The sequence below is a fragment of the Paraflavisolibacter caeni genome (assembly GCF_025628885.1).
GTDB lineage: Bacteria > Bacteroidota > Bacteroidia > Chitinophagales > Chitinophagaceae > Flavisolibacter > Flavisolibacter caeni.
The window spans coordinates 33,334-53,501 of the sequence record NZ_JAOTIF010000033.1 but is presented as its reverse complement, the minus strand read 5'-3'; the positions used below and the strand labels follow the sequence as shown (position 1 = coordinate 53,501).

The window sequence follows — 20,168 nt, the reverse complement described above, 5'->3', positions numbered from 1 at the left end:
AATCTCAAACCTTTAGCCATCTTAGCTCAGTTGGTAGAGCGGTTCATTCGTAATGAACAGGTCGCGGGTTCGATTCCCACAGATGGCTCATCTCATACCTCTTAACCGGGCCTCTAGCTTGGTGTTATAACTGTATTATTGGCCAAGGAGTTTATCAACGGGAAAAATATTGAATTTTTCACCTCCTATCAGGTCGCCGAGCTTAGCGCTTCCTAGGTCAAGTGCTTTGCCACTGGCTGCTTTTAAACCGGTCTGCATCAAACTTGCAGCATCTAATTTGCCCGGTATGATATGATCTTTTATAAGATTCGCCAACTGGCTGATGTTGCTGGGGTTGGTCAGATTGCTCATAGCGCTGGAGCCTAAATTGCTCAAAGCATCGTTTGTTGGTGCCAGCAGCGTAAATGGTTTTTTCATAGCACCTCCTATAAGCTTATCCAGGCCGGGAGTTTGAAGAAGGTTGGTGAAAGTAGAAAGGTTAGGAACGCCGCTTAATGCTGATAGTAAAGGAGAACCAGCCTTGAGAAGACTTGTTCCTGTGCTGCAACGAATACTTGCCACACTTAATAATAATGAAACCAGCAGAACATAAATGCTTAACTTTTTCATATCAATCCGTTTTAAGATCAAAGAATGGTTTTGCAATTTGGATTGCTGGTGACTTTATTAAATGTAGGGCAATTCCCTAACAGTTACAGAGCAAACAAGTGTAAGAAATGCCAAGTTTTATAAACATTTTCATCTTCCTCGTATTTATTTCGCTAAAGCAAGGTCTTGCTTTAGAGGCAGATTTAGGTTTGCCTTTCAGTCTCTTCTACATGCAATATGTGTAAAAGCCTGTGAATGATAGGCGTAAAGAATACTGCCGTTATACTTAAAAAGGCAACACCGCTATACAAAGCATAGAACGAAGAGAAAAGCTTTGCCCCTTTGGTTGTCATATCAGCGACAGGCCCCATGCCCGTCAATATCATACACGACATATAAAAGCTATCAACCCAATTGAGCTTTCCAAAATACCGATAGCCAATAACCCCAATAAGAACAGAAATGAAAATAAGCATTAGGGCAAATAGACTATAACGGACGATCCTAAGTATAAATACACTAAAAGGGGCAACTTCTTGTTTTTTGTGTTCTAAATTCATTTATCTTGAATTATCTCAAAAATATTTCAGTTTTTCAGTAATGAAATCACAGACTGCCTATCTTCAGATGCCTACCCATTATCCACAAACCCCGGGTAAAGCGTCATTCCTCCATCTACATATATAGTAGTGCCTGTAACATAATCACTGTCATCTGATGCCAGCCATGCTGCAACTTTTCCTACATCCTCAGGATCACCAATGCGCTTATAAGGAATTAATTTCAGTAATTCCTGGGCCTTTTGCGGGTCTGACCATACCTCTGCATTGATATCAGTTTTGATAGCCCCCGGCGAGATCGCATTTACCCTGATCTTTTTAGACGCTACTTCCAACGCAAGGGACTTCGTAAACATCAGCACGCCACCCTTGGACGCTGCATAATTAACATGACCGGCCCAGGGAATAATATCATGTACGGACGAAACACAAATGATCTTTCCAATAGCTTTACTGGCTGCGTCGCATTCCCTCTTCAGAAATTCTTTAATGGCCTGCCGTGAACATAAAAAGTAACCGGTTAAATTTACATCAATAACCCGTTGCCATTCCGTCAGGCTCATCTCCACCATTGCATCGTCCTGTTGTATGCCTGCATTGTTTACAAGTATATCTATAGTGCCAAACTGGTTACGGGCAGCATCAAACATCTTGCTTACATCTTCCTCTTTACTGACATCTGCTTGTACAATATAGCCTTCACTGCCTGCTTCTTTTACCTTGCTCAGCGTAGCTTCCGCACCCTTTTCATCCGATCGGTAATTGATCACTACTCTTGCCCCTTCTTTTGCCAGCTCAATTGCAATCGCGCTTCCAATGCCTGAACTGGCACCTGTAACAAGTGCTACTTTGTCACTTAATTTATGATTATTCATGATTCTTTGTTTATTGATCCAAATAAACAAATTATGCCAGTCTATTTTTACCTGATCACTGATTACTCATTACTGATTAAATAATGGTCCTAATCCCTTATTTTCATGCGTGGTTTTCCGAATACTGAAATTTTACGCTCGGTTGTGCATGATGGTCTATTGCAGGAAAGTAGTCATCAATAAGCCAGAATGCCTCAGTTTAAAAGGTCCGGTATTATTTGCTGCCAATCATCCTAATTCCTTTCTGGATGGCATCATCATGACCACCTTGATGGAGGAACAGCTTTATTCTTTGGCCAGGGGGGATGCTTTTGCCCGGAAAACGGTTGGCAATATTTTACGTCGCATGTTTTTACTGCCCGTATACCGTACCAACGAAGGCAAGGAAAACCTTTCACAGAACTATACCACTTTTGAAGCCTGTCAGCAGGTATTTGCTACCAACGGAATCGTGCTGATTTTCAGTGAAGGAGGCTCTGCAAATGAATGGCATTTACGGCCCCTGCGTAAAGGAACAGCTAGATTGACTACCAGCACATGGGAAAAAGGTATAAACCTTATTATTATTCCACTCGGCATTAATTACAATGCATTTCGCCTCTTTGGCAAAAATGTACACATCAACTTTGGCGAGCCCTTAAATAAACAGCTCATCATAGAACAGGAAACGTACGGAAAGCAACTGCTTGCTTTTAACGAGCAACTGGAAAGTCAGCTACGGCAGTTGGTTTATGAAGTAGAGCCGGGCAACAAGGCAAAATTGAAGAGCCTTTTTTATGTGCCTCTGCCAATGTTCAAGAAGATAATCCTGGCAATTCCTGCTTTTATTGGCGCTATACTGCATCTGCCCCTGTATATATCCGTAAAAGCCGTTGCCAGCCTTTTCAGCAACGATCATTACGATTCCCTTGTAGTTGCCTTACTGATGGTCGAGTACCCCTTCTATTGGCTTCTTATTGCCTTATTATGCACTAATTTTTTGGGATGGATCTTTGCCCTCATAATTGCTCTCTCCATGCCCTTCTGCGCCTGGGCCTACGTCCAGTTAAAAAGACAGATCTGACCCCGTTCGTTATTCGTCATTCGAGTCATTCGTCATTCAAAATATTCCTCATTCAAATCCTTCGTAATTCCACCTATCTTTCCTCTGGTTTTCAAAACTTATGCTTATGTTTTTAGTCATCCTTGGAGTAATCATTCTCATAGCCTCCCTCTTTATAAGAAGAATGCCTCAGATTGAGAGGCCTCTAATCATAGGCCGGCTTATAGGCATCGCACTGATACTGATTGGCATTCTCTCCAAATCATTTGTCCAGATAGATGCCGGCATGGTAGGTGTAAAAAAGCTGTTTGGAAAAGTTCACAACGACTTCTTGCCAAGTGGCTTACACCTGGTGAATCCATTGTATGTGATAGAAGAGATGGACGTCCGCACACAGAACTATACTATGAGTGGCGTTTCGGATGAGGGGCAGAAAGGAGGTGACGACGCTATCAGGGTATTGACTGCCGACGGTTTGGAAGTAACTATTGATCTGACTGTCTTGTATCGGTTGACACCTTCAGAAGCTCCCAGGATTATCCGGGAAACCGGTAATGATTACCAGGACAAGATTGTAAGGCCAATAGCGCGAACCAAGATCCGTGACAACGCTGTTTATTATGAAGCTGTTGCCTTATATTCCACTAAGCGTGATGAATTCCAGAACCGCATCTTCAAAAGCATTGATGAAGAATTCAAACGCCGCGGGCTGCTGCTTGAAAACTTACTCGTAAGGAGCATTGCTTTGCCTGCTCCAGTGAAGTCCTCTATCGAACAAAAGATCCAGGCAGAACAGGACGCCCAGAAAATGCAGTTCATTTTGCAAAAGGAACGGCAGGAGGCAGAGCGTAAAAGAGTAGAAGCGCAAGGTATTGCCGACTACCAGCGCATTATCTCCGAAAGTCTTACAGAACGGCAGCTGCAATACGAACAAATAAAAGCTATGAAAGAATTAGCAGGCTCTCAAAACGCTAAGTTGATCATGATGAGCGGACGAAACACACCAGTGATCATTGATACCAAACAATAGTCCGTAAGCACTTCTTTCATTCAAATAATGCGGTATATCAGCAGTGAATGATGATTTGTCACTCATACATTCTGTTATTGCTTAAAACATTTTCGTTGTTGCATAACGGTTAAGTATCACTTCAAAACTGATTAAAGATTTCTGTCCAATTGAACTTTTTACTAAAAAGGCAATTGGACAGAAATAAACTCTGTCGCTATAATTGATTTTTGCAAATATTTCTTCTTCGATTATTGAAATTCAATTAGGGAACCGCTGCAGAGTATGTTAACTTTGAGTTAAATTCCAGTGAAATAGAATACTGCATCTTGTTAGCTTGTATTTCAATACAAATACAGACGCAAAATAAGATGTGCAGTGAATTTCTTCCCTTGCTCATAAATGTAAATTGCATTGAAATGAAACCAATTGCCTCCGCAGCAATAATGGCTGTGATCTCCGTTTCTGCTCTTTTTAGTTCTTGTAAGAAAGATGATAATGCTCCCCCTCCTGTCAGTTCAGCCTCATTGAGCCCAGGTAAAGCTGGAGCCAGTTTTAAAACAAATACGGACTTTGGTAAAAGCAATTCATTTAATGTAAGAAATACTGCTACAACATTTGCCACCTCTCAAACATCTTCAGGATTGCGCGACATCAAATTGCAAATCGGTGAAGACGACGGAACACGCGTCATCTACTTTGACCTAGCCGTCCGGAGTACTGCCAGTACAGCAAGTGGAAATATCTCCATTAATCTGTCTTCCATTTCAGGATTGCCCTTGGGGCATGTAAGGCTTGAAAAAAATGCTTATATCTCTGTTTTCAGTGAGTGGGGACAATCTACTTCAGGCACAATTACCATTACCAGATTAACAGCTTCTGAAATAGAAGGTACTTTTTCTACAACAGCTGGAAAATGGACGATCAACAATGGTTCATTCGCTGGCAAATTTTAATGCCCTATAAACTTCAACAAAAGTGCATAAAAAAGCCCCGCATCTCTGCGGGGCCTTCAATTCGTATTCGACATTCGAATCATTCTTAATTCGAATTATCCCAAAGCAACACGCTTAAATTCAGTTACTTTCAACTCAGGGGCAATGCTCTTCAGGTAGTCACCTACTGATTTGCTGCTGTCCTTTACAAACGCTTGGGCAGTCAAAGTGCTTTCTTTGAAGAATGCATTCAGCTTGCCTTCAGCAATTTTAGAGATCATTTCTTCTGGTTTGCCAGCCATTTTAGGATCCTGCTTCATTTGCTCAACTACGATATCTCTCTCGCGGGCAACGATATCAGCTGGTACAGAAGCCGCATCAACAGCAACTGGGTTCATAGCAGCAATTTGCATCGCTACGTCTTTACCAACTTCAGCTGGTACTTCCTTATTGAAGGCTACTAATACACCCATGCGGTAAGCACCGTGAATGTAAGAAGCTACATAAGGAGCCTCAACTCTTTCAAAACGGCTTACAGCGATTTTCTCACCGATAGCAGCCAGTTTATCATTGATAAGGTCAGATACTTTAGAACCGTTTACGCTTACTTCGTTCAGTTCTTCTGCACTCTTTACATTGTTGGCAACAGCTGCATCTGCAATGCTTTGTGCAAAAGCAACGAAGTCTGCATTCTTGGAAACGAAGTCAGTTTCGCAGCTGATGGTAACGATAAAACCGGTTTTGTTATCTGCAGTTGTTTTGGCAATAACAACGCCTTCTTTAGCTTCACGGTCGCTACGTTTTGCAGCTACTTTCTGGCCTTGCTTACGCAACCAGTCGATAGCAGCTTCAAAATCACCGCCTGTTTCAGTCAAAGCTTTGCGGCAATCCATCATACCTGCACCAGTAGCTTGGCGCAGCTTGTTTATATCCTGAGCTGTAATTTGTACAGTTGACATGATCAAAAATTTAAGTGTAGATTAAAAATGTATTGTATAAAATGTTAGTGGTGAATTGTGAGCCGTGAGTATTCCTCACTACTTACAACCCACCACTAATTATATGAAAAGCTCTTGAAAAGAACTATTTCTGATCAAAAAGAGTGTCCAACCTTAGCCTCCCCTTTAAGGGCGGGGGTGTGATTGGGTCTTATTATCTTCCAGCAGGTCTGCGTGCTCCGCCTTGGCCACCACCACGGTTGGCACCGCCGCTACGGCCACGACCGCCACCTTGACCTTGGCCACCACCACCACGGTTTCCGCCAGGTCCACGGCCAGCACCTTGGCCACCGCGACCACCACGGCCACCGCGACCACCTTCAGCTTGAGCTTCTGCTTCAAGGCGTGCTGCTTTCTTTTCTTTTTCATCATCACTTTGTTCATCACCCTCTTCATCTTTAGCAGCTTGACGCTCAGCCAAACCTTCTGCAATAGCTGCAGTGATGTATTGAGTTACGATAGCGATAGATTTAGTAGCATCGTCGTTTGCAGGAATAGCAAAGTCAACTTTGTTAGGATCGCAGTTGGTATCAACTACGCCGAAAGTAGTAATACCCAGGCGTTTAGCTTCAGCCAAAGCAATGTGCTCATGGCCAATGTCTACGATGAACAAAGCAGCAGGAACACGTCCCAGTTGAGCAATACCGCCCAATACTTTTTCCATCTTTTCTTTGTCACGGCTCAATGTCAGACGCTCTTTCTTAGTTACGTTGTCGAAAGAACCATCACCCAGCATTTTCTCAATGCTTTGCATCTTCTTCACGCTCTTACGAACAGTGTTGAAGTTGGTCAACATACCACCCAGCCAACGCTCGGTAACATAAGGCATGTTTACGCGCTGAGCACATTCGGTAACGATATCTTTTGCTTGTTTTTTAGTGCCAACAAACAGGATCTTTTTACCGCTGCGTGCAATTTGCTTTAAAGCAGCTGCAGTTTCCTGCATGCACTCAGTAGTTTTATTTAAATCAATGATGTGAATACCTTTCTTTTCAGCGAAAATGTAAGGCAACATCTTTGGATTCCACTTCTTCTTCAGGTGGCCGAAGTGTACACCTGCATCCAGGAGTTGTTGTTGAAGTGAAGTATTTTGTTCCATTGTGATTATTTGATTAATGATTATTTTATTATTGATTACTTATTATTGACTAATGATTGCTGGCTGCCTGAAAAGCTTTAAGTAACCAATAATCAATAATGAATAATTAACGTTTAGAGAACTGGAAGCTACGACGAGCTTTCTTATGACCGAATTTCTTACGCTCAACAGAACGTGGGTCACGACGCAGTAAACCTGCAGCTTTCAAAGTTGGACGAAGCTCAGCGTTCACTTCAACCAATGCACGGGCAATACCCAGCATGGCAGCTTCAGCCTGACCTTTCAAACCACCACCGGCAGCGTTGATCTTAACATCGAATTTATCAATAGCTTCAATTGTCTTTAAAGGTCTCTCAACTTGGTTTTGCAAATAAACCAGAGGAAAGTATACTTTATAATCTTTATCGTTTACAGTGATGTTGCCAGAGCCTTTAGAAAGGAATACCCTTGTTACGGCTTCTTTACGACGACCAACACCATTTTTTTGCTTTTCCATTTATTAAAATTTGGAATTTAATTATTTGAATTTCAGTTCTTTAGGTTGTTGTGCAGTGTGAGGATGCTGGTCGCCAGCATATACATACAACTTCTTGTACATTTTGCGGCCAAGGCGGTTCTTAGGAAGCATACCTTTAACAGCTCTCTCGATGATCACTTCTGGTCTGCGTTTCAGCAGGTCTTTTGCGATCTCTTCTTTACGGCCACCAGGATATCCGGTAAAACGGTCGTAAACTTTTTCTTCCAACTTGTTACCAGTGAACTTTACTTTTTCAACGTTGGTAACGATTACATAATCGCCACAGTCAACGTGAGGAGTGTAGTATGCCTTGTTTTTGCCGCGCAGAATAGCCGCAATACGGGCACACATACGACCCACGGTTTGATTGGTACCATCCACAACATACCAGTTGCGCTGAACGGTAGCCGCATTCGCATGCTTTGTTGTAAAATGCAATTTGCTCATGAAAAAAACTTTTTGCTATTGATCCCAATAGCGGGTTAAAAAATCTAAAACAGTTGCGCCATCCCGCTTACTGCTTTCCTCTATCAGCCCATGACAATCTGTCCAAAGATGATTTTGGAGGCGCAAAAGTAGGAGAATTATTCAGCGTGAACAAAGAAAATACAGGGTATTTTTTTAGGACGTATTTACAATAGATTGATTATCAATAAATATTTTGACGGTATTTTGAAATGCTTAACTAAAAAGCCTCCTTTTGTTTCATTTGAACCTCAAAAACTCACCACCTTCCCCCAACCAACATAACCATTTTGCCCCCCTTCTCCCATAACTCTTGACCCTTAATCCATACCTGAGCCGTACTTGAGCCGTACCTTAGCCGTACTTTAGCCGTACTTGAGCCTAGAAACCCATTTTTCACACAACATCTTTAGTAAATTGCTGCTCATCCCTGTTGATCCGTTAATTTAAGAATTCAAACACATTGATGGAAACAATACAACCACTCAATCGCACCTCCTTCGGAAACCCGGCAAATACTGGTAAGGTTCTTTCTGCCGAAGAAGCTTTGCAGCTTTTATACCAATGGGTAGAAAACGATCGCCTGCGCCTCCACATGAAGCAAGTGGCTGCCCTGATGAAATCCTGGGCTTTGGAAAAGGAAGAGTTGGATGAGAGCACTGCCCATAAATGGTGGCTGGCCGGTTTGCTGCACGATGCCGATTGGGAAAAATATCCGGACGATCATTGCCGGGTTATTATTGAAGAATTGGAAAGAAGAAATATAGACCCGGAGATCATCCATTGCATAGCCTCTCATGGCCCGAGGCATTTTGGAGTAGAGCCGCAATCAAAAATGGATAAAATGATCTATGCTTTTGATGAATTATCAGGCTTTATCCATGCCGCAGCTCTGATCCGTCCCAACAGGTATGAAGAAATGGATGTCAAAAGTGTGCTGAAGAAGTTGAAAACGCCTTCTTTTGCAGCCCAGGTGAGCCGCGAGGATATACAGGACGCCATTAGCCGGATAAATTACCCGGTAGAAGATTTGATTACGTTCATTATAGAAAAACAGAAAGAAGTTTAAATATGAAGAAATGGATCGCGGCCTCATTGATAGTCCTTGTATTGGTAGTTATCTACATCCTCCTTCCTACGGAAATATCTGTTCAGCAAAGGATTTCTTTTAAAGTCAATGCCAACAGCGCCTATCGCAACGTGGCTGATCAAAACAATTGGAGCAAGTGGTGGCCCCAGGAAAGACCAAGTATTAAGGCACAAGCGCCCTTTGCTTTGAAACAGATCACTTATCAGCTTCAGCAAAGATTCTTTCAATCGCTTTTGATTCAGGTAAATAGTGGAGACAAGAAAATCCTCAGTACCCTTTCATTTATTCCTCTGGGTATTGATTATACCATCTTTGAATGGAAAGCAGTAGTACAAGGCGGTCCTTGGGAAAAAATTCGAACTTACCTGGATGCAAAACAAATCCAGGGGCAAATGGCTGATATCCTGCAGAGTCTTAAAGAGTACATTGAAAAAGATGAAAACCTGTATGGCTTCAATGTAAAGTTGACCAAACAGAAAGATACAACGCTGATTGCGACCAAGTTTATTACTAATGCTTATCCTCAAACTAATGATATTTATCAGTATATTTCTCAATTGAAAGCATACATTGCATCACAAAGTGCAACAGAGATTAATTACCCTATGCTGCATGTACAACAATTGGACTCCAGCCGTTTTGAAAGTATGGTTGCTATCCCAACCAGCAGGGAACTAAGAGGAAGTGGTGATATCTTTCTGAAAAGAATGATACAAGGAAATATTTTGGAAACTGAAGTACGCGGCGGAGCTGTAACCGCACAGGAAGCCATGGTGCAATTGGGTAATTATTTGGAAGACCATCAGCTGGCCTCGCCGGCCATACCATTTATGTTATTGGTTACGGACCGAAGTAAAGAACAGGATACAGCAAAGTGGGTCACAAGAGTTTATTACCCGGTCTATTAATAACTTTAAATATAACCACCATGCCACAAAGTAAAAAACGCCACGTACATCATCAGTATCAAAAACCATCCACTTCTATCCCTGCGCGCCAGGCTATCAAAGGAAGAATTATCTGGGCTTTATTGATTGGTGTTTTCGGGTTGCTCATCGGAGCATTCGCTTCAGAATCTGGTTATGCAGCTATGATTATCGGCGCTTTGGCAGGAAGCCTGTTAGGTTACTTTATTGGCAAAAACATGGAGGAAGAAGCACGGAAGGACAAATGAACTTATATTACACGCAATGGGGTGATTATTGATTAAAGATTATTAAGTTTCGCATGAGACGACTTCCGACATTTAATTAATAATTATTGCTCTCCTATTAGATTTGATGTATCTCGTTTTACATTTCCCGTTTCTTCTGTCTGCAGGCGAATGTGCACACGTAGGGCCTTGAGGCCGCTCACACCTTGCATTTCTTCCAGTTCCAGGTGCTCCACTTCACCTTCAAGTATTTGCTGCTTCTGTAAAAACTGTATGTGCTGCATAAACGCCTTTGCATCTTTACTGTGCGAATACACTATGGCTATTGTGCCTGGCTGGGTAAGGCGCTGGTTGGTGTCCTTTACCAATGCTTTATCAATGCGCTTCTTCACAACCTCATAACGTACATTATACATGCCTTCTACATCAAACTTTCGTTCTTCTGTTCTGAATTGAACACGTATCGGTTCATGATACACCAGGATCAATTGTGTAGTTTCAAGTGGTACAGCCAACTTAGGCGATAACTGGCCTATTTGTTGTCCGGCCTGAGCTAAAAAGTTGACTAGCCACAGTTGCATGTTTTTAAGATAGATCTTGTTGAACTTTTTGCTTGGTGCAATGCTTTGCCCTATATAAATATTCATCTCAACCCCATCGGTGACAAACCTTTCAAAGTAATGCGGGTAAGCCTGTTGAGCCTCCAATTGCTCTCTTTGCAAAAAGTTGGTAATATGGTTATTGATGGCTTTAACACTTTCCTCAAACTGCTTTTGGCGCATATTTAATCTTAAGGATGAGGGGTCCAAAGCTTTGAAGTATACATCCACCTGTTGATCTACTTCTGGCGACGTTTCTTGAATCGATTGCAGCAGATCCATAGCCTCTGATCTCAAAAAGTCATGGATAGCCTGTTCATCGGCAGCAAATAAAAAGTTGCTGATAGATGCGGAGTAGTCATCAATGCGCATGATGACTTCGTCCAGGAATGGAAGGTGTTTTGCTTCCTGTGCCATGAGTAAAATGTTCCTGATCCAATGAAGTTGTTGGCTCATATCCTGCTGCACCGCATGGTTGCGCTCGCTTGAAGAATTGCGGATGTCTATAGATCCATAAAGTGGGTATACATGGTCAAATATTATGGGTTGCATTTCCGCATGCTCACCCTGCCTTAACTTTTCAAGGTAATCAAGCACTGTTTCATTGAACTTCCATTCTACAGCCGATTGTACATCAGTAAAATGTTCTTTCACCAGCCGGTTTACTTCATTTTGGAGATATTGGCTATACCTCTTTAACGCATTCTGTAGCAGTCCTGTTACCTGCTCAACTTTTGCTATATCCAGGCTGTTAAAGGATGTCTCTGTTTTAGTGCATATTTCAAGGCATCCTGTTACTTTATTATTGTGATACAATGCTGATATTAAAACATTCTTATAGCCTTCTTTTTTTAATATCCTGCCTGGAAGACTATCCGTATGGATACTGTCGTTCCATGTAAAGTGTGGAAAGCTTTGGAGCTCTCTTTGTAAAGTTTTGAAAAGGTTCTCTTTTTCATTGTCGTTGGCATTTCTTAGCAAGACGCTGGTGTAACGAAGCAGCCTGAAATAAGGCCTGTCGTTAAAAACGATAAAGCCAACATTTGCTTCTTCCCGGTGAATGAGATAGGTAAGTTGAGTTTTGAAGGAGGAATAAAGATCCGCATCCTCAAGCGCATTCTCATTTTGTAGAATGTCTTTGATCTTATTGATGGTTTCTCGTTCTGTAACTTCTTTGATGTGAATGACAATAAGACCATCAAAAATGAATTCATCGATAGGCAGTATTGTTTTGACCTCCGGAAAATGATCTAGCTCGTTTACACTATGACACTTTAATGTGAAATCTTTGGGTAAGGAAGGTAATCTGAGAGTAGTGGTTACATCAATAAACTGTGCATTCCATGTTAGTTCAAAATAATTATGGATGTCTTGTGCCGGATCCGGATAAGCACAAATAAAGGCATCACCGCCGGCTAGATCAATATGGTAGAAGGTCTTTAAGATTAGCTTATAGGCGAGTTGTTCTTTTGCAATGGCGAGATTATCTTCCACTTGCAGGTCAAGAGGTTGCATATAATTGCCACTCTCGTCCATAAAGGAAGTTCTGAATAAATGAGATGCATGGATAATCTGGTGGGAAAAAGGAACTGCAACAGCATTGAGTTGATGCATCAGGCTCAGTGAAGAGGGGAAAAATGTTGCCATAGCTTCTTCAATGAGCTGACTGTGTTGTTCAAGAATAGTATAGTCATCTATAACTTCAGTCAATTCTGGATGCTGCATGAACTTTCTGACAAGATGGTTGCAAATCTTTGCCGGAGTCCCTTTTTCAGTTGCTGCAATTTGCTGCCATGTCCTGATGAGGGGCATAAAAGAAAGACGGCTTCTGAATTCAGGTCTTGTTGTATAGATACCTGCTTCCATCTTTGAAGATTTTTGTCGGTGGGGACTAAAAGCATTTAAAGGGAGGATCTGATATAAAGTTACACTCCCTTTAGTTAATCCGTTCAAACTCTTTACCTTAGGCAAAAAATCACGTATGGAAACATATTACCAGAGATCTCATGAAATAGACTATAAGATTTTAGGTGAGGAAATGCAGTGCGTGGAGATTGAACTGGATCCCAACGAAACTGCAATAGCTGAAAGTGGTGCCTTTATGATGATGGATGACGGTATTCAGATGGAAACCATTTTTGGTGATGGCAGCCAGCAACAAAGAGGCATTCTGGGCAAACTATTGGGTGCCGGAAAACGCCTTCTGACTGGTGAAAGCTTATTCATGACCGCATTTACAAATATCAGCCACGGCAAAAGAAGAGTTTCCTTCGCTTCTCCTTATCCGGGCAAGGTAATTCCTCTGGATTTGATGCGCCTTGGTGGCAGGATGATTTGCCAGAAAGATGCGTTCTTATGTGCAGCCAAAGGTGTTAGTGTAGGTATTGAATTCCAAAGAAGATTAGGTACTGGCTTGTTTGGCGGGGAAGGCTTTATCATGCAAAAGCTCGAAGGTGATGGATTGGCTTTTGTACATGCGGGTGGGCATATCGTTGAAAAGGACCTTCAGTCTGGTGAGATGCTGAAAGTAGATACAGGCTGCCTTGTCGCTTTCACTCCTTCAATCGACTATGATATTCAATTCGTAGGCGGCATTAAAAACACCATTTTCGGTGGCGAGGGCTTGTTCTTTGCTACACTTCGGGGACCAGGTCGCGTGTGGATCCAAACGCTTCCGGTAAGTCGTTTAGCTTCCCGGATATTACAATACGGTACAACTACGCGTAAAGAAGAAGGAGGCATCTTAGGCGGCATCGGCAACGTGCTTGACGGTGATGGCTGGTAGGAAAATCATTCATTACTGATTACCCATCACTGATTATTGATCATTTATTATAAATGATCAATAATCAGTGATCTTCTTTTTAGCCTCGGCCTTCTCTTTCTTCAGTTCTCTGACAACATAGGCCACTGCTTCCTGTGGTGATACTGGTTTATATTGAAAGCGTTCTTCAAACTTACTGCTGTCGAATACGTAGTCCAGTTCATATTGGTAAACCATTTCCTTCAATTCTTTCAAGACTGGAACGAAGAGACCCAGAATGCCCATCATGTTTTTGGAAAGTACCTGGTACCTGGGTTTTACTCCTGCCTCTTTTGCAAACAGTTCTATCCATTGTTTGCCGGTTAATGGCTCATTGATGGTTGGCAGGTGCCAAACCTGGTTATAGGCATCGGGTGTGTTGCCTAATATGGCTGTTCCTCTTGCTGCATCAGGAATGAATGTGTAGCTGTGTAATTTGTTGACATTGGCAAACCAGATTGCTTTTTTCCTCTTTAATAAGTTCTTGACCACAGTTTCGGTCAGTGCACTGTTTTGCACGCCAATGAAATCAGCAGACCGAACGATCATGGCAGTTAGAGCCCCGGTCTTCACTTCATTGAGCAGCATTTGCGCAATTTCTGCCCGTACAACCCCTTTCTTGCTTACAGGACGGATGGGAGTATCTTCCGTCATATTGTTTAAATAGTCCGGGTCATACATATACATGTTGTCGAAGAAAACAAGTTTGGCGTTGTGCTTTTTACAGGCATCAATTACATTACGCATAATCAATGGCCATACCTGTTGCCAGACCTTTGTATTGTAATCAGTGCCAATAGCAAGGTAGACGATTTCAGATCCAGCAATGGCTTCGTCTGCCTCTTCTGGCTTTGTCAGGTCTGCAGCGAACAGAAAATCATTGTCGTTTACTTTCTTTGGCCTCCGGCTAACGAGGCGAATTTTATTGGCATAAGAGGTAAGTTCTTTAGCAAGGCCGGTGCCGATAGCACCTTTGGCCCCTAAAATGGTTTGCATAAGCGGTATGGTTTTATTTTGTAAACGATCAATATTCAACGTGGTAAGCAAAGGCGTTTGGATCGTTGAAAAGATCGGATAAAGATGCGTTAATGGTAACGGTTTTTTTGTCGTCTGATAGTTTTATATTAGCCCCTTCGGCCTTTTTAACTGGCTTTGGCAGGTGGATGACAGTATTCATTGTGGCCTCTGACATCATTTCCAGGGCTTGTTTCATCTGTGCAAATTGCTCGTTTTCCTCGAACTCTTTGAGTTTGTCAGCATTAACCTTCTTTTCAAGGAATCCTTTCTTGATGGTAACATCGTAGAAATTGTTCAATTGAGGCATGCCCATATCCTGGTTCATCTGCATATCAGTGAGAGGAGACTCTTTTCCTTGCAATGCCTTACCAAGAAAGTTGTTCCCTGATTGACTTAGCTTGATGATCTTTTGTACGTCATTGATGTCTTTGTAGGGATACTTCATCAATACCTTAAAGACTTTGTCCTTTTCGTTCATGACCATATTGAGCGTTGCATTGCGCAGTAAGGTTTTTTCTTCAGCAGTAAGGCTAGATGCCGTATCGGTAAAGGAGCGCAGGTTGATGGTCGTATCGATGTTTGAAGGCAGGTTTTGCAAAGAAGAGTTCGCTGAGGTGTCGAAAGCTTTCATAGCGTCAAGCAACTCAAAGAGTCCCTTGAAGTCGGCATTGATTTGGTAGACACCGCCGCCATTCTTGTCAATAGTAATTTCTTCTGTAGTGTCGAAGCAGCCGGCCAGGAAAAAGAGAACGGAGGCGGCAAGCAATATGAGTAAGGGCCTTTTCATAAAGTGAAAATGATAGGTAAGATAATGAAAAAAAGAGTGATGAGCATCACTCTTTTTTTAGTTCAAAGGTAGCGACTACAATTGAGGTTCTACCCAGGCATCATTGTCTTTCAACAGGTTGATGAGCTCTTCTACGGCTACTTCACTGGCAACATTACGCTTTACTACTTCTTTGCCTTTGTAGAGTGTGATTTTTCCCGGGCCACTGCCCACATAACCAAAATCGGCATCTGCCATTTCGCCGGGACCGTTTACGATACAGCCCATGATGGCGATCTTCAGGCCTTTTAGGTGATTGGTCACAGAGCGGATCTTTGCTGTCGTTTCCTGCAGATCAAACAGGGTTCTGCCGCAGCTTGGGCAGCTGATATATTCTGTTTTTGAGATTCTTGTACGGGTTGCCTGCAAGATGCTGAAGGCGGTGTTGTTGATGAACTGTTCGGCCTTTTCTTGTCCTTGCCCTGTGTAGCGCCTGCCTGACAGGCCAACTTTATCTTCATTAAACTGCTTGTAAGCCTCCGCAGACATGCCAAAGCAAACACCATCACCATAGCCATCCAGCAACAGGGCGCCGGCTTCCGTGGCAAAATGAATCAGGTGTTCATCTGCTGTTTGCCAATTGCTGTCAACGATGAGGATGGCCGGGTTTTTTATATTGCGCTTTTCCAGTTCTTCAAACATCTGCCGCACTGATTGCATTGCATTTTGACGGGTGCTGCTCAGGCAAAGAACTACCTTGTCCTGTGCTCCTTTTCCTGAAGAACTGAAATGTTCAAGATCTGTAAAGTCATTGATCGAGGTTTCATCACTAAAGCAGTCGATCATCACAAAGTTCATGGTATCACTGACCAACCCTGCTTCGTTAAAGCCCTTGGCAGAGAAAATAGGAAAGTACTTTGTTTTATCTGCAGCCTCTACCCAGGTCGCCGGGTATGCAATTACTTTGAGTGTTCCGGGAAGGGAAAAGTTCAACAATTGGTGGCCTGTGAATATATAGTCAGCGGCCATGTCAGAAATGGTCCATTTGTCGGTCTCCTCATGATAGGTATAGCCAATACCTTGCAGGTCCTTTGGAGTAATATTTTCTAGTTTGCTGAGGTCTGCTATTACAACTGGAACCTGTGTGCCACCAATATTACCTATTGGGAAAGTAGCACGGCGTGCGGCACTACTCACACTCACCCCCGAGTCCTCTCGTATGGAATAACTATTAAGCCCTTGCGCGCTGATGCTCTCCGCCTCTGGCGGACTGGGGTGTGCGCTGGCCTGCGGGTATCTCTTTATAATATCCCTGCACACCGGGATCTCCAATTCCGGATCTTCGGTAAGAGAAACGCGGATTGTATCACCTAGACCATCTTCAAGTAAAGTGCCGATTCCTATAGCGCTCTTAATACGGCCATCCTCACCGTCTCCGGCTTCTGTAACGCCTAAGTGAAGGGGGTAGCATTCATTGAACTCTTCGAACATGGTCTTGACCAACAGGCGGTAGGCCTGTACCATCACTTGGGGGTTGCTGGCCTTCATGCTTAGGACAATATTGTGATAGCTTTCTGCTCTTGCTATGCGCAGGAATTCCATGGCGCTTTCCACCATACCCATAGGAGTATCACCATAGCGGCTCATGATACGGTCGCTGAGCGACCCGTGGTTGGTGCCTATGCGCATGGCAGTGCCATACTCTTTACAAATATTGAGCAGTGGGATAAAGCGGTCGCGAATGCGTTCTATTTCCTCTATGTATTCGGCATCCGTGTATTCAATTGTTTCAAACTTCTTTTTGTCTACATAGTTGCCAGGGTTGATGCGCACCTTTTCTACAATGCGGGCTGCGATTTCTGCGGCATTGGGTGTAAAATGGATATCAGCTACCAGGGGCGTCTTATAGCCTCGCCGGTGCAGCTCATTTTTGATTTGGAGCAGGTTCTCTGCTTCTTTTTTGGAAGGCGCGGTAATTCTGACTAGTTCGGCACCTGCTTCTATACAACGGATCGATTGCTCCACTGTTGCTATGGTATCCATCGTATCAGTAGTGGTCATTGTTTGCACACGAATAGGATGGAAGTTACCCAGAAGCAGGCCGCCAACGGAAACTTCCTTAGTTGCTAAACGTTTATACTGTGTAAGATTTTCGCAATAAGACTGCATGTTATACCCCCAAATCCGCCAGATGCGGAGACTTTTGAAGCCGCAAAAGTAAGTTAGTAATGGCTCTTTTTTGAATATTGGTCGATTCTTTAACGATCTGTGGTATGAATAACACCCCTTCTAATGCCTGTCCCATCATAACGGGAAGAGTGCGGGGGTTACCAATCTTTAGGCATGGAGCCGCCACCTTGTTTGTTTTGATTTTGAAGGCGCTGTTGGATATCCTTTTCCTTCTGTTGCAACTGCTGCAGCCTGCGCTGGGCTTCATTCTGACTCATTTTGTTTTGTTGTTGCTGGTTCTGGCGGTTTTGTTGTTCCTTCTTTAGTTCCAGTAAAGCTTTTTGAAGGTTTTCCCTGGCCTCTTTATCGTCCGGGTTGAGCCGTAGGGCGCTTTTGTACGCTTCAATGCTGGCTTCCAGGCTCTTCTGGCGTGTGTAAATGACACCAGTATTGTAGAATATAGAAGATTGCAGGTTTTTATTGCTGCCTTCTTCGTGGATGTTCTTTAAGATATCCAATGCTTCGTCATTTTTTCTTTGACGGTAAAGAGAATTGGCGAGATTGTACTTGGCGGTAAGATTGTTGGGGACCTCTTCCAGGGCTTTGCGGTATTGTATTTCTGCTAAATCGTATTGTTGATTTTTGTAATATTGGTTCCCTTTAGCTAGGCTTTGTTCTACAGATTGTGCCCTGCCTTCAGCCAGGAGAAATAAAAAGCAGACCAGGATCAAACACTTTTTCATAGGGCTAACTTTTTTCTGTCAGGAGTAAAAATCTCAGCAAGCATCAATAGCAGCATCGGAAGCGCTAACCAGAGATAATAGGTCTTGTAAATAAACTGGGTAGCATCGCCCAAAGCTTTTTTCTGTATTTGCGAAAGTTGGGCTGTCAGCTGGCCGACCGTCTGAGACGGATTGGTCAAATGGATGTAAGCGCCATTGGTGACATCTGCAATTTGCTGTAACAGCTCCTCGTTCAATTTGGAAACGATAATATTGCCTGAAGCGTCTCTTTTAGCAGTATTTGTTGCGGTGTCCAGGATGGTAGCTCCTGCAGGAGAACCTACACCAATGGTGTTGATCATGATGCCTTTATCTGCAAGGTTTTTTGCTTTCCTTAATGCACTTTCATCATGGGTTTCACCGTCAGAGATCAGGACGATTGCTTTAAAGCGTTCGGATTGCTGGTCAAATGCATTTTCGCACTTTTCAAGTGCGTCGCCAATGGCCGTACCCTGTGAACGGATAACAGATGGAGAAGCGCCAGCGGTAAATAATTGGGCCGCATTGTGATCATATGTCAGTGGCATTTGAATGAAAGCCGTGCCGGCAAAAAGTACCAGGCCGATGCGGTCGTCTCCGGATTTTTGGATCAGTTGATCGATCACTTCTTTTGCCTGTTGCAGGCGGTTGGGTTGAAGATCGGCAGCCAGCATGCTGTTGCTTACATCCAGGGCAACCATAATGTCGATGCCTTTACGCACCTGTTGAAGCCCTTCTTCCGGTTTGCGTGGATTGGCCAGGGCTATGCAGCCCAGGGCAAATGCAATTGTAAAAAAGGCGAATTTAATGGCGGCTTTCGCTGAAGAGTGGGTTTTATATAATTCTTTTATCAGGGCGGGGTTGCCAATACGCTGGATCGCTTTTTTCCGCCTGTATAAATTAAAGAAGTAAAGTAATCCGAAAACCGGAACAGCGAGCAGTAGCCATAAAAGGTCAGGATATTGAAATTGAATGTTCAAGTAGGGCGTTTTTATTTGTTTAAATGTTTACTATCAATCAGGTATAAACGTTAAATAAATTTACTAAGTTCAAAAATATTTGGGTTAAGAACCCTTGCTAAACTATAAAATCGCATTTTCCCCTGCAAGTATTGTGCTAATGTTGAGTTTGTTCATAAGTTTATTGTATGAATGCCTTTTAAAGCAGTTCAGGAACCGTTTGTAAAAATAGAATAAATGGTTTCTGTCATTCAAATCAGCCTTTGTATCTTGCACCTCCCAAAAATTAAACGATTATGGAGTATAAAAGAATTGTAGCAGTTACAGGTTTGCCTGGATTATATGAAATCCTAAGCAGCAAAAGTGATGGCGCTATTGTACGTTCTCTGGAAGAAGGAAGCACAAAATTCGTTTCTTCACGCGTTCACAACTTGTCACATCTTGAAAGCATTGAAGTTTATACCACTCGCGATAATGTAAATCTTGCCGAAGTATTCCAGGCTATGAAGGGAAGTGCCGAGGCTTTGCCAAATGTGAAAGACAATAAGCTTTTAAAAGGCTACTTTGAAAAAGTATATCCTGAGCTGGACTTTGAAAGAGTATACGCCAGCGATATGAAGAAAATGGTAAAATGGTTTGAAGTACTGCAGAAAAATAATGTAGACTTCACGCTTGTTGCTGAAGAAGGTGAAGAGGGCCAATCGTCTGCCGACGTTTTAGAGGCGGCTGATGAGAAAGCTTAATGGATGTTTCTTTATAAAAA

Annotated in this window: 21 protein-coding genes and 1 tRNA gene; 9 read left to right on the top strand and 13 right to left on the bottom strand. The window is 42.8% G+C overall.

Features of this window, described 5'->3' with window-relative positions; genetic code table 11:
* Positions 1-15 precede the first annotated feature (15 nt).
* Positions 16-88, top strand: a tRNA-Thr gene (locus OCK74_RS25035).
* Between the two features lie 47 nt (positions 89-135).
* On the opposite strand, the gene OCK74_RS25030 is transcribed toward OCK74_RS25035, so the two are convergent.
* From OCK74_RS25030 to OCK74_RS25020, 3 genes are all read right to left on the bottom strand, one after another.
* Positions 136-609 carry a fasciclin domain-containing protein gene (locus OCK74_RS25030; protein WP_279299850.1) on the bottom strand — a complete coding sequence of 158 codons (474 nt, stop codon included), beginning with the start codon at positions 607-609 and terminating at the stop codon, positions 136-138.
* A 182-nt stretch (positions 610-791) separates the two neighbouring features.
* The gene (locus OCK74_RS25025; protein WP_279299849.1) at positions 792-1,148 is read right to left on the bottom strand and encodes a hypothetical protein; all 357 of its coding nucleotides are present in this window, start codon (positions 1,146-1,148) and stop codon (positions 792-794) included.
* A gap of 71 nt (positions 1,149-1,219) precedes the next feature.
* Positions 1,220-2,023 carry an SDR family oxidoreductase gene (locus tag OCK74_RS25020; protein WP_279299848.1) on the bottom strand — a complete coding sequence of 268 codons (804 nt, stop codon included), beginning with the start codon at positions 2,021-2,023 and terminating at the stop codon, positions 1,220-1,222.
* Between the two features lie 148 nt (positions 2,024-2,171).
* On the opposite strand from OCK74_RS25020, the gene OCK74_RS25015 reads away from it, so the two are divergent.
* The 3 genes from OCK74_RS25015 (at position 2,172) to OCK74_RS25005 (ending at position 5,030) form a co-directional block, all read left to right on the top strand.
* Complete coding sequence (locus OCK74_RS25015) at positions 2,172-3,086, top strand: 1-acyl-sn-glycerol-3-phosphate acyltransferase (RefSeq protein ID WP_279299847.1); 915 nt, start codon at positions 2,172-2,174, stop codon at positions 3,084-3,086.
* 106 nt (positions 3,087-3,192) lie between these two features.
* Complete coding sequence (locus OCK74_RS25010; protein ID WP_279299846.1) at positions 3,193-4,095, top strand: prohibitin family protein; 903 nt, start codon at positions 3,193-3,195, stop codon at positions 4,093-4,095.
* Between the two features lie 398 nt (positions 4,096-4,493).
* A complete protein-coding gene (locus tag OCK74_RS25005) occupies positions 4,494-5,030 on the top strand; it encodes a hypothetical protein (protein WP_279299845.1) in 537 nt (178 codons plus the stop codon).
* 95 nt (positions 5,031-5,125) lie between these two features.
* On the opposite strand, the gene tsf is transcribed toward OCK74_RS25005, so the two are convergent.
* From tsf to rplM, 4 genes are all read right to left on the bottom strand, one after another.
* Positions 5,126-5,968 carry a translation elongation factor Ts gene (gene tsf / locus OCK74_RS25000; protein ID WP_279299844.1) on the bottom strand — a complete coding sequence of 281 codons (843 nt, stop codon included), beginning with the start codon at positions 5,966-5,968 and terminating at the stop codon, positions 5,126-5,128.
* A 193-nt stretch (positions 5,969-6,161) separates the two neighbouring features.
* Entirely contained in the window at positions 6,162-7,106 is a 945-nt protein-coding gene (rpsB, locus tag OCK74_RS24995) for a 30S ribosomal protein S2 (RefSeq protein ID WP_279299843.1), read from the bottom strand.
* A 106-nt stretch (positions 7,107-7,212) separates the two neighbouring features.
* Positions 7,213-7,602 (bottom strand): 30S ribosomal protein S9, encoded by a 390-nt coding sequence (rpsI, locus tag OCK74_RS24990; RefSeq protein ID WP_279299842.1) that lies wholly within the window; start codon positions 7,600-7,602, stop codon positions 7,213-7,215.
* A gap of 21 nt (positions 7,603-7,623) precedes the next feature.
* Positions 7,624-8,070, bottom strand: a complete 447-nt coding sequence (gene rplM / locus OCK74_RS24985) for a 50S ribosomal protein L13 (protein ID WP_279299841.1) — start codon at positions 8,068-8,070, stop codon at positions 7,624-7,626.
* A 484-nt stretch (positions 8,071-8,554) separates the two neighbouring features.
* Here rplM and OCK74_RS24980 point away from each other — a divergent pair, with 484 nt between their 5' ends.
* Genes OCK74_RS24980 through OCK74_RS24970 form a run of 3 tightly spaced genes read left to right on the top strand, consistent with a single transcriptional unit; the run spans position 8,555 to position 10,352 of the window.
* Positions 8,555-9,157, top strand: a complete 603-nt coding sequence (locus OCK74_RS24980) for an HD domain-containing protein (protein WP_279299840.1) — start codon at positions 8,555-8,557, stop codon at positions 9,155-9,157.
* A gap of 2 nt (positions 9,158-9,159) precedes the next feature.
* Positions 9,160-10,086: a hypothetical protein gene (locus OCK74_RS24975; protein ID WP_279299839.1), complete on the top strand. Its 927-nt coding sequence runs from the start codon at positions 9,160-9,162 to the stop codon at positions 10,084-10,086.
* Positions 10,087-10,106: 20 nt separating this feature from the next.
* The gene (locus OCK74_RS24970) at positions 10,107-10,352 is read left to right on the top strand and encodes a glycine zipper domain-containing protein (RefSeq protein WP_279299838.1); all 246 of its coding nucleotides are present in this window, start codon (positions 10,107-10,109) and stop codon (positions 10,350-10,352) included.
* 83 nt (positions 10,353-10,435) lie between these two features.
* Here the strand turns inward: OCK74_RS24970 and OCK74_RS24965 are convergent, their stop codons facing one another.
* Positions 10,436-12,796 carry a hypothetical protein gene (locus OCK74_RS24965; RefSeq protein ID WP_279299837.1) on the bottom strand — a complete coding sequence of 787 codons (2,361 nt, stop codon included), beginning with the start codon at positions 12,794-12,796 and terminating at the stop codon, positions 10,436-10,438.
* 115 nt (positions 12,797-12,911) lie between these two features.
* On the opposite strand from OCK74_RS24965, the gene OCK74_RS24960 reads away from it, so the two are divergent.
* Positions 12,912-13,715 carry a TIGR00266 family protein gene (locus tag OCK74_RS24960; protein ID WP_279299836.1) on the top strand — a complete coding sequence of 268 codons (804 nt, stop codon included), beginning with the start codon at positions 12,912-12,914 and terminating at the stop codon, positions 13,713-13,715.
* A gap of 57 nt (positions 13,716-13,772) precedes the next feature.
* On the opposite strand, the gene OCK74_RS24955 is transcribed toward OCK74_RS24960, so the two are convergent.
* From OCK74_RS24955 to OCK74_RS24935, 5 genes are all read right to left on the bottom strand, one after another.
* Positions 13,773-14,729 (bottom strand): NAD-dependent epimerase/dehydratase family protein, encoded by a 957-nt coding sequence (locus OCK74_RS24955; protein WP_279299835.1) that lies wholly within the window; start codon positions 14,727-14,729, stop codon positions 13,773-13,775.
* A gap of 28 nt (positions 14,730-14,757) precedes the next feature.
* Positions 14,758-15,537, bottom strand: a complete 780-nt coding sequence (locus OCK74_RS24950) for a hypothetical protein (protein ID WP_279299834.1) — start codon at positions 15,535-15,537, stop codon at positions 14,758-14,760.
* A 75-nt stretch (positions 15,538-15,612) separates the two neighbouring features.
* A complete protein-coding gene (gene ispG, locus OCK74_RS24945; protein WP_279299833.1) occupies positions 15,613-17,685 on the bottom strand; it encodes a (E)-4-hydroxy-3-methylbut-2-enyl-diphosphate synthase in 2,073 nt (690 codons plus the stop codon).
* Positions 17,686-17,843: 158 nt separating this feature from the next.
* Complete coding sequence (locus tag OCK74_RS24940; protein ID WP_279299832.1) at positions 17,844-18,428, bottom strand: tetratricopeptide repeat protein; 585 nt, start codon at positions 18,426-18,428, stop codon at positions 17,844-17,846.
* The gene (locus tag OCK74_RS24935) at positions 18,425-19,426 is read right to left on the bottom strand and encodes a vWA domain-containing protein (RefSeq protein WP_279299831.1); all 1,002 of its coding nucleotides are present in this window, start codon (positions 19,424-19,426) and stop codon (positions 18,425-18,427) included. Before OCK74_RS24935 ends, OCK74_RS24940 begins: the two co-directional genes overlap by 4 nt.
* Before the next feature lie 275 nt (positions 19,427-19,701).
* Here OCK74_RS24935 and OCK74_RS24930 point away from each other — a divergent pair, with 275 nt between their 5' ends.
* Complete coding sequence (locus OCK74_RS24930; protein WP_279299830.1) at positions 19,702-20,148, top strand: DUF5606 family protein; 447 nt, start codon at positions 19,702-19,704, stop codon at positions 20,146-20,148.
* Positions 20,149-20,168: the final 20 nt, after the last annotated feature.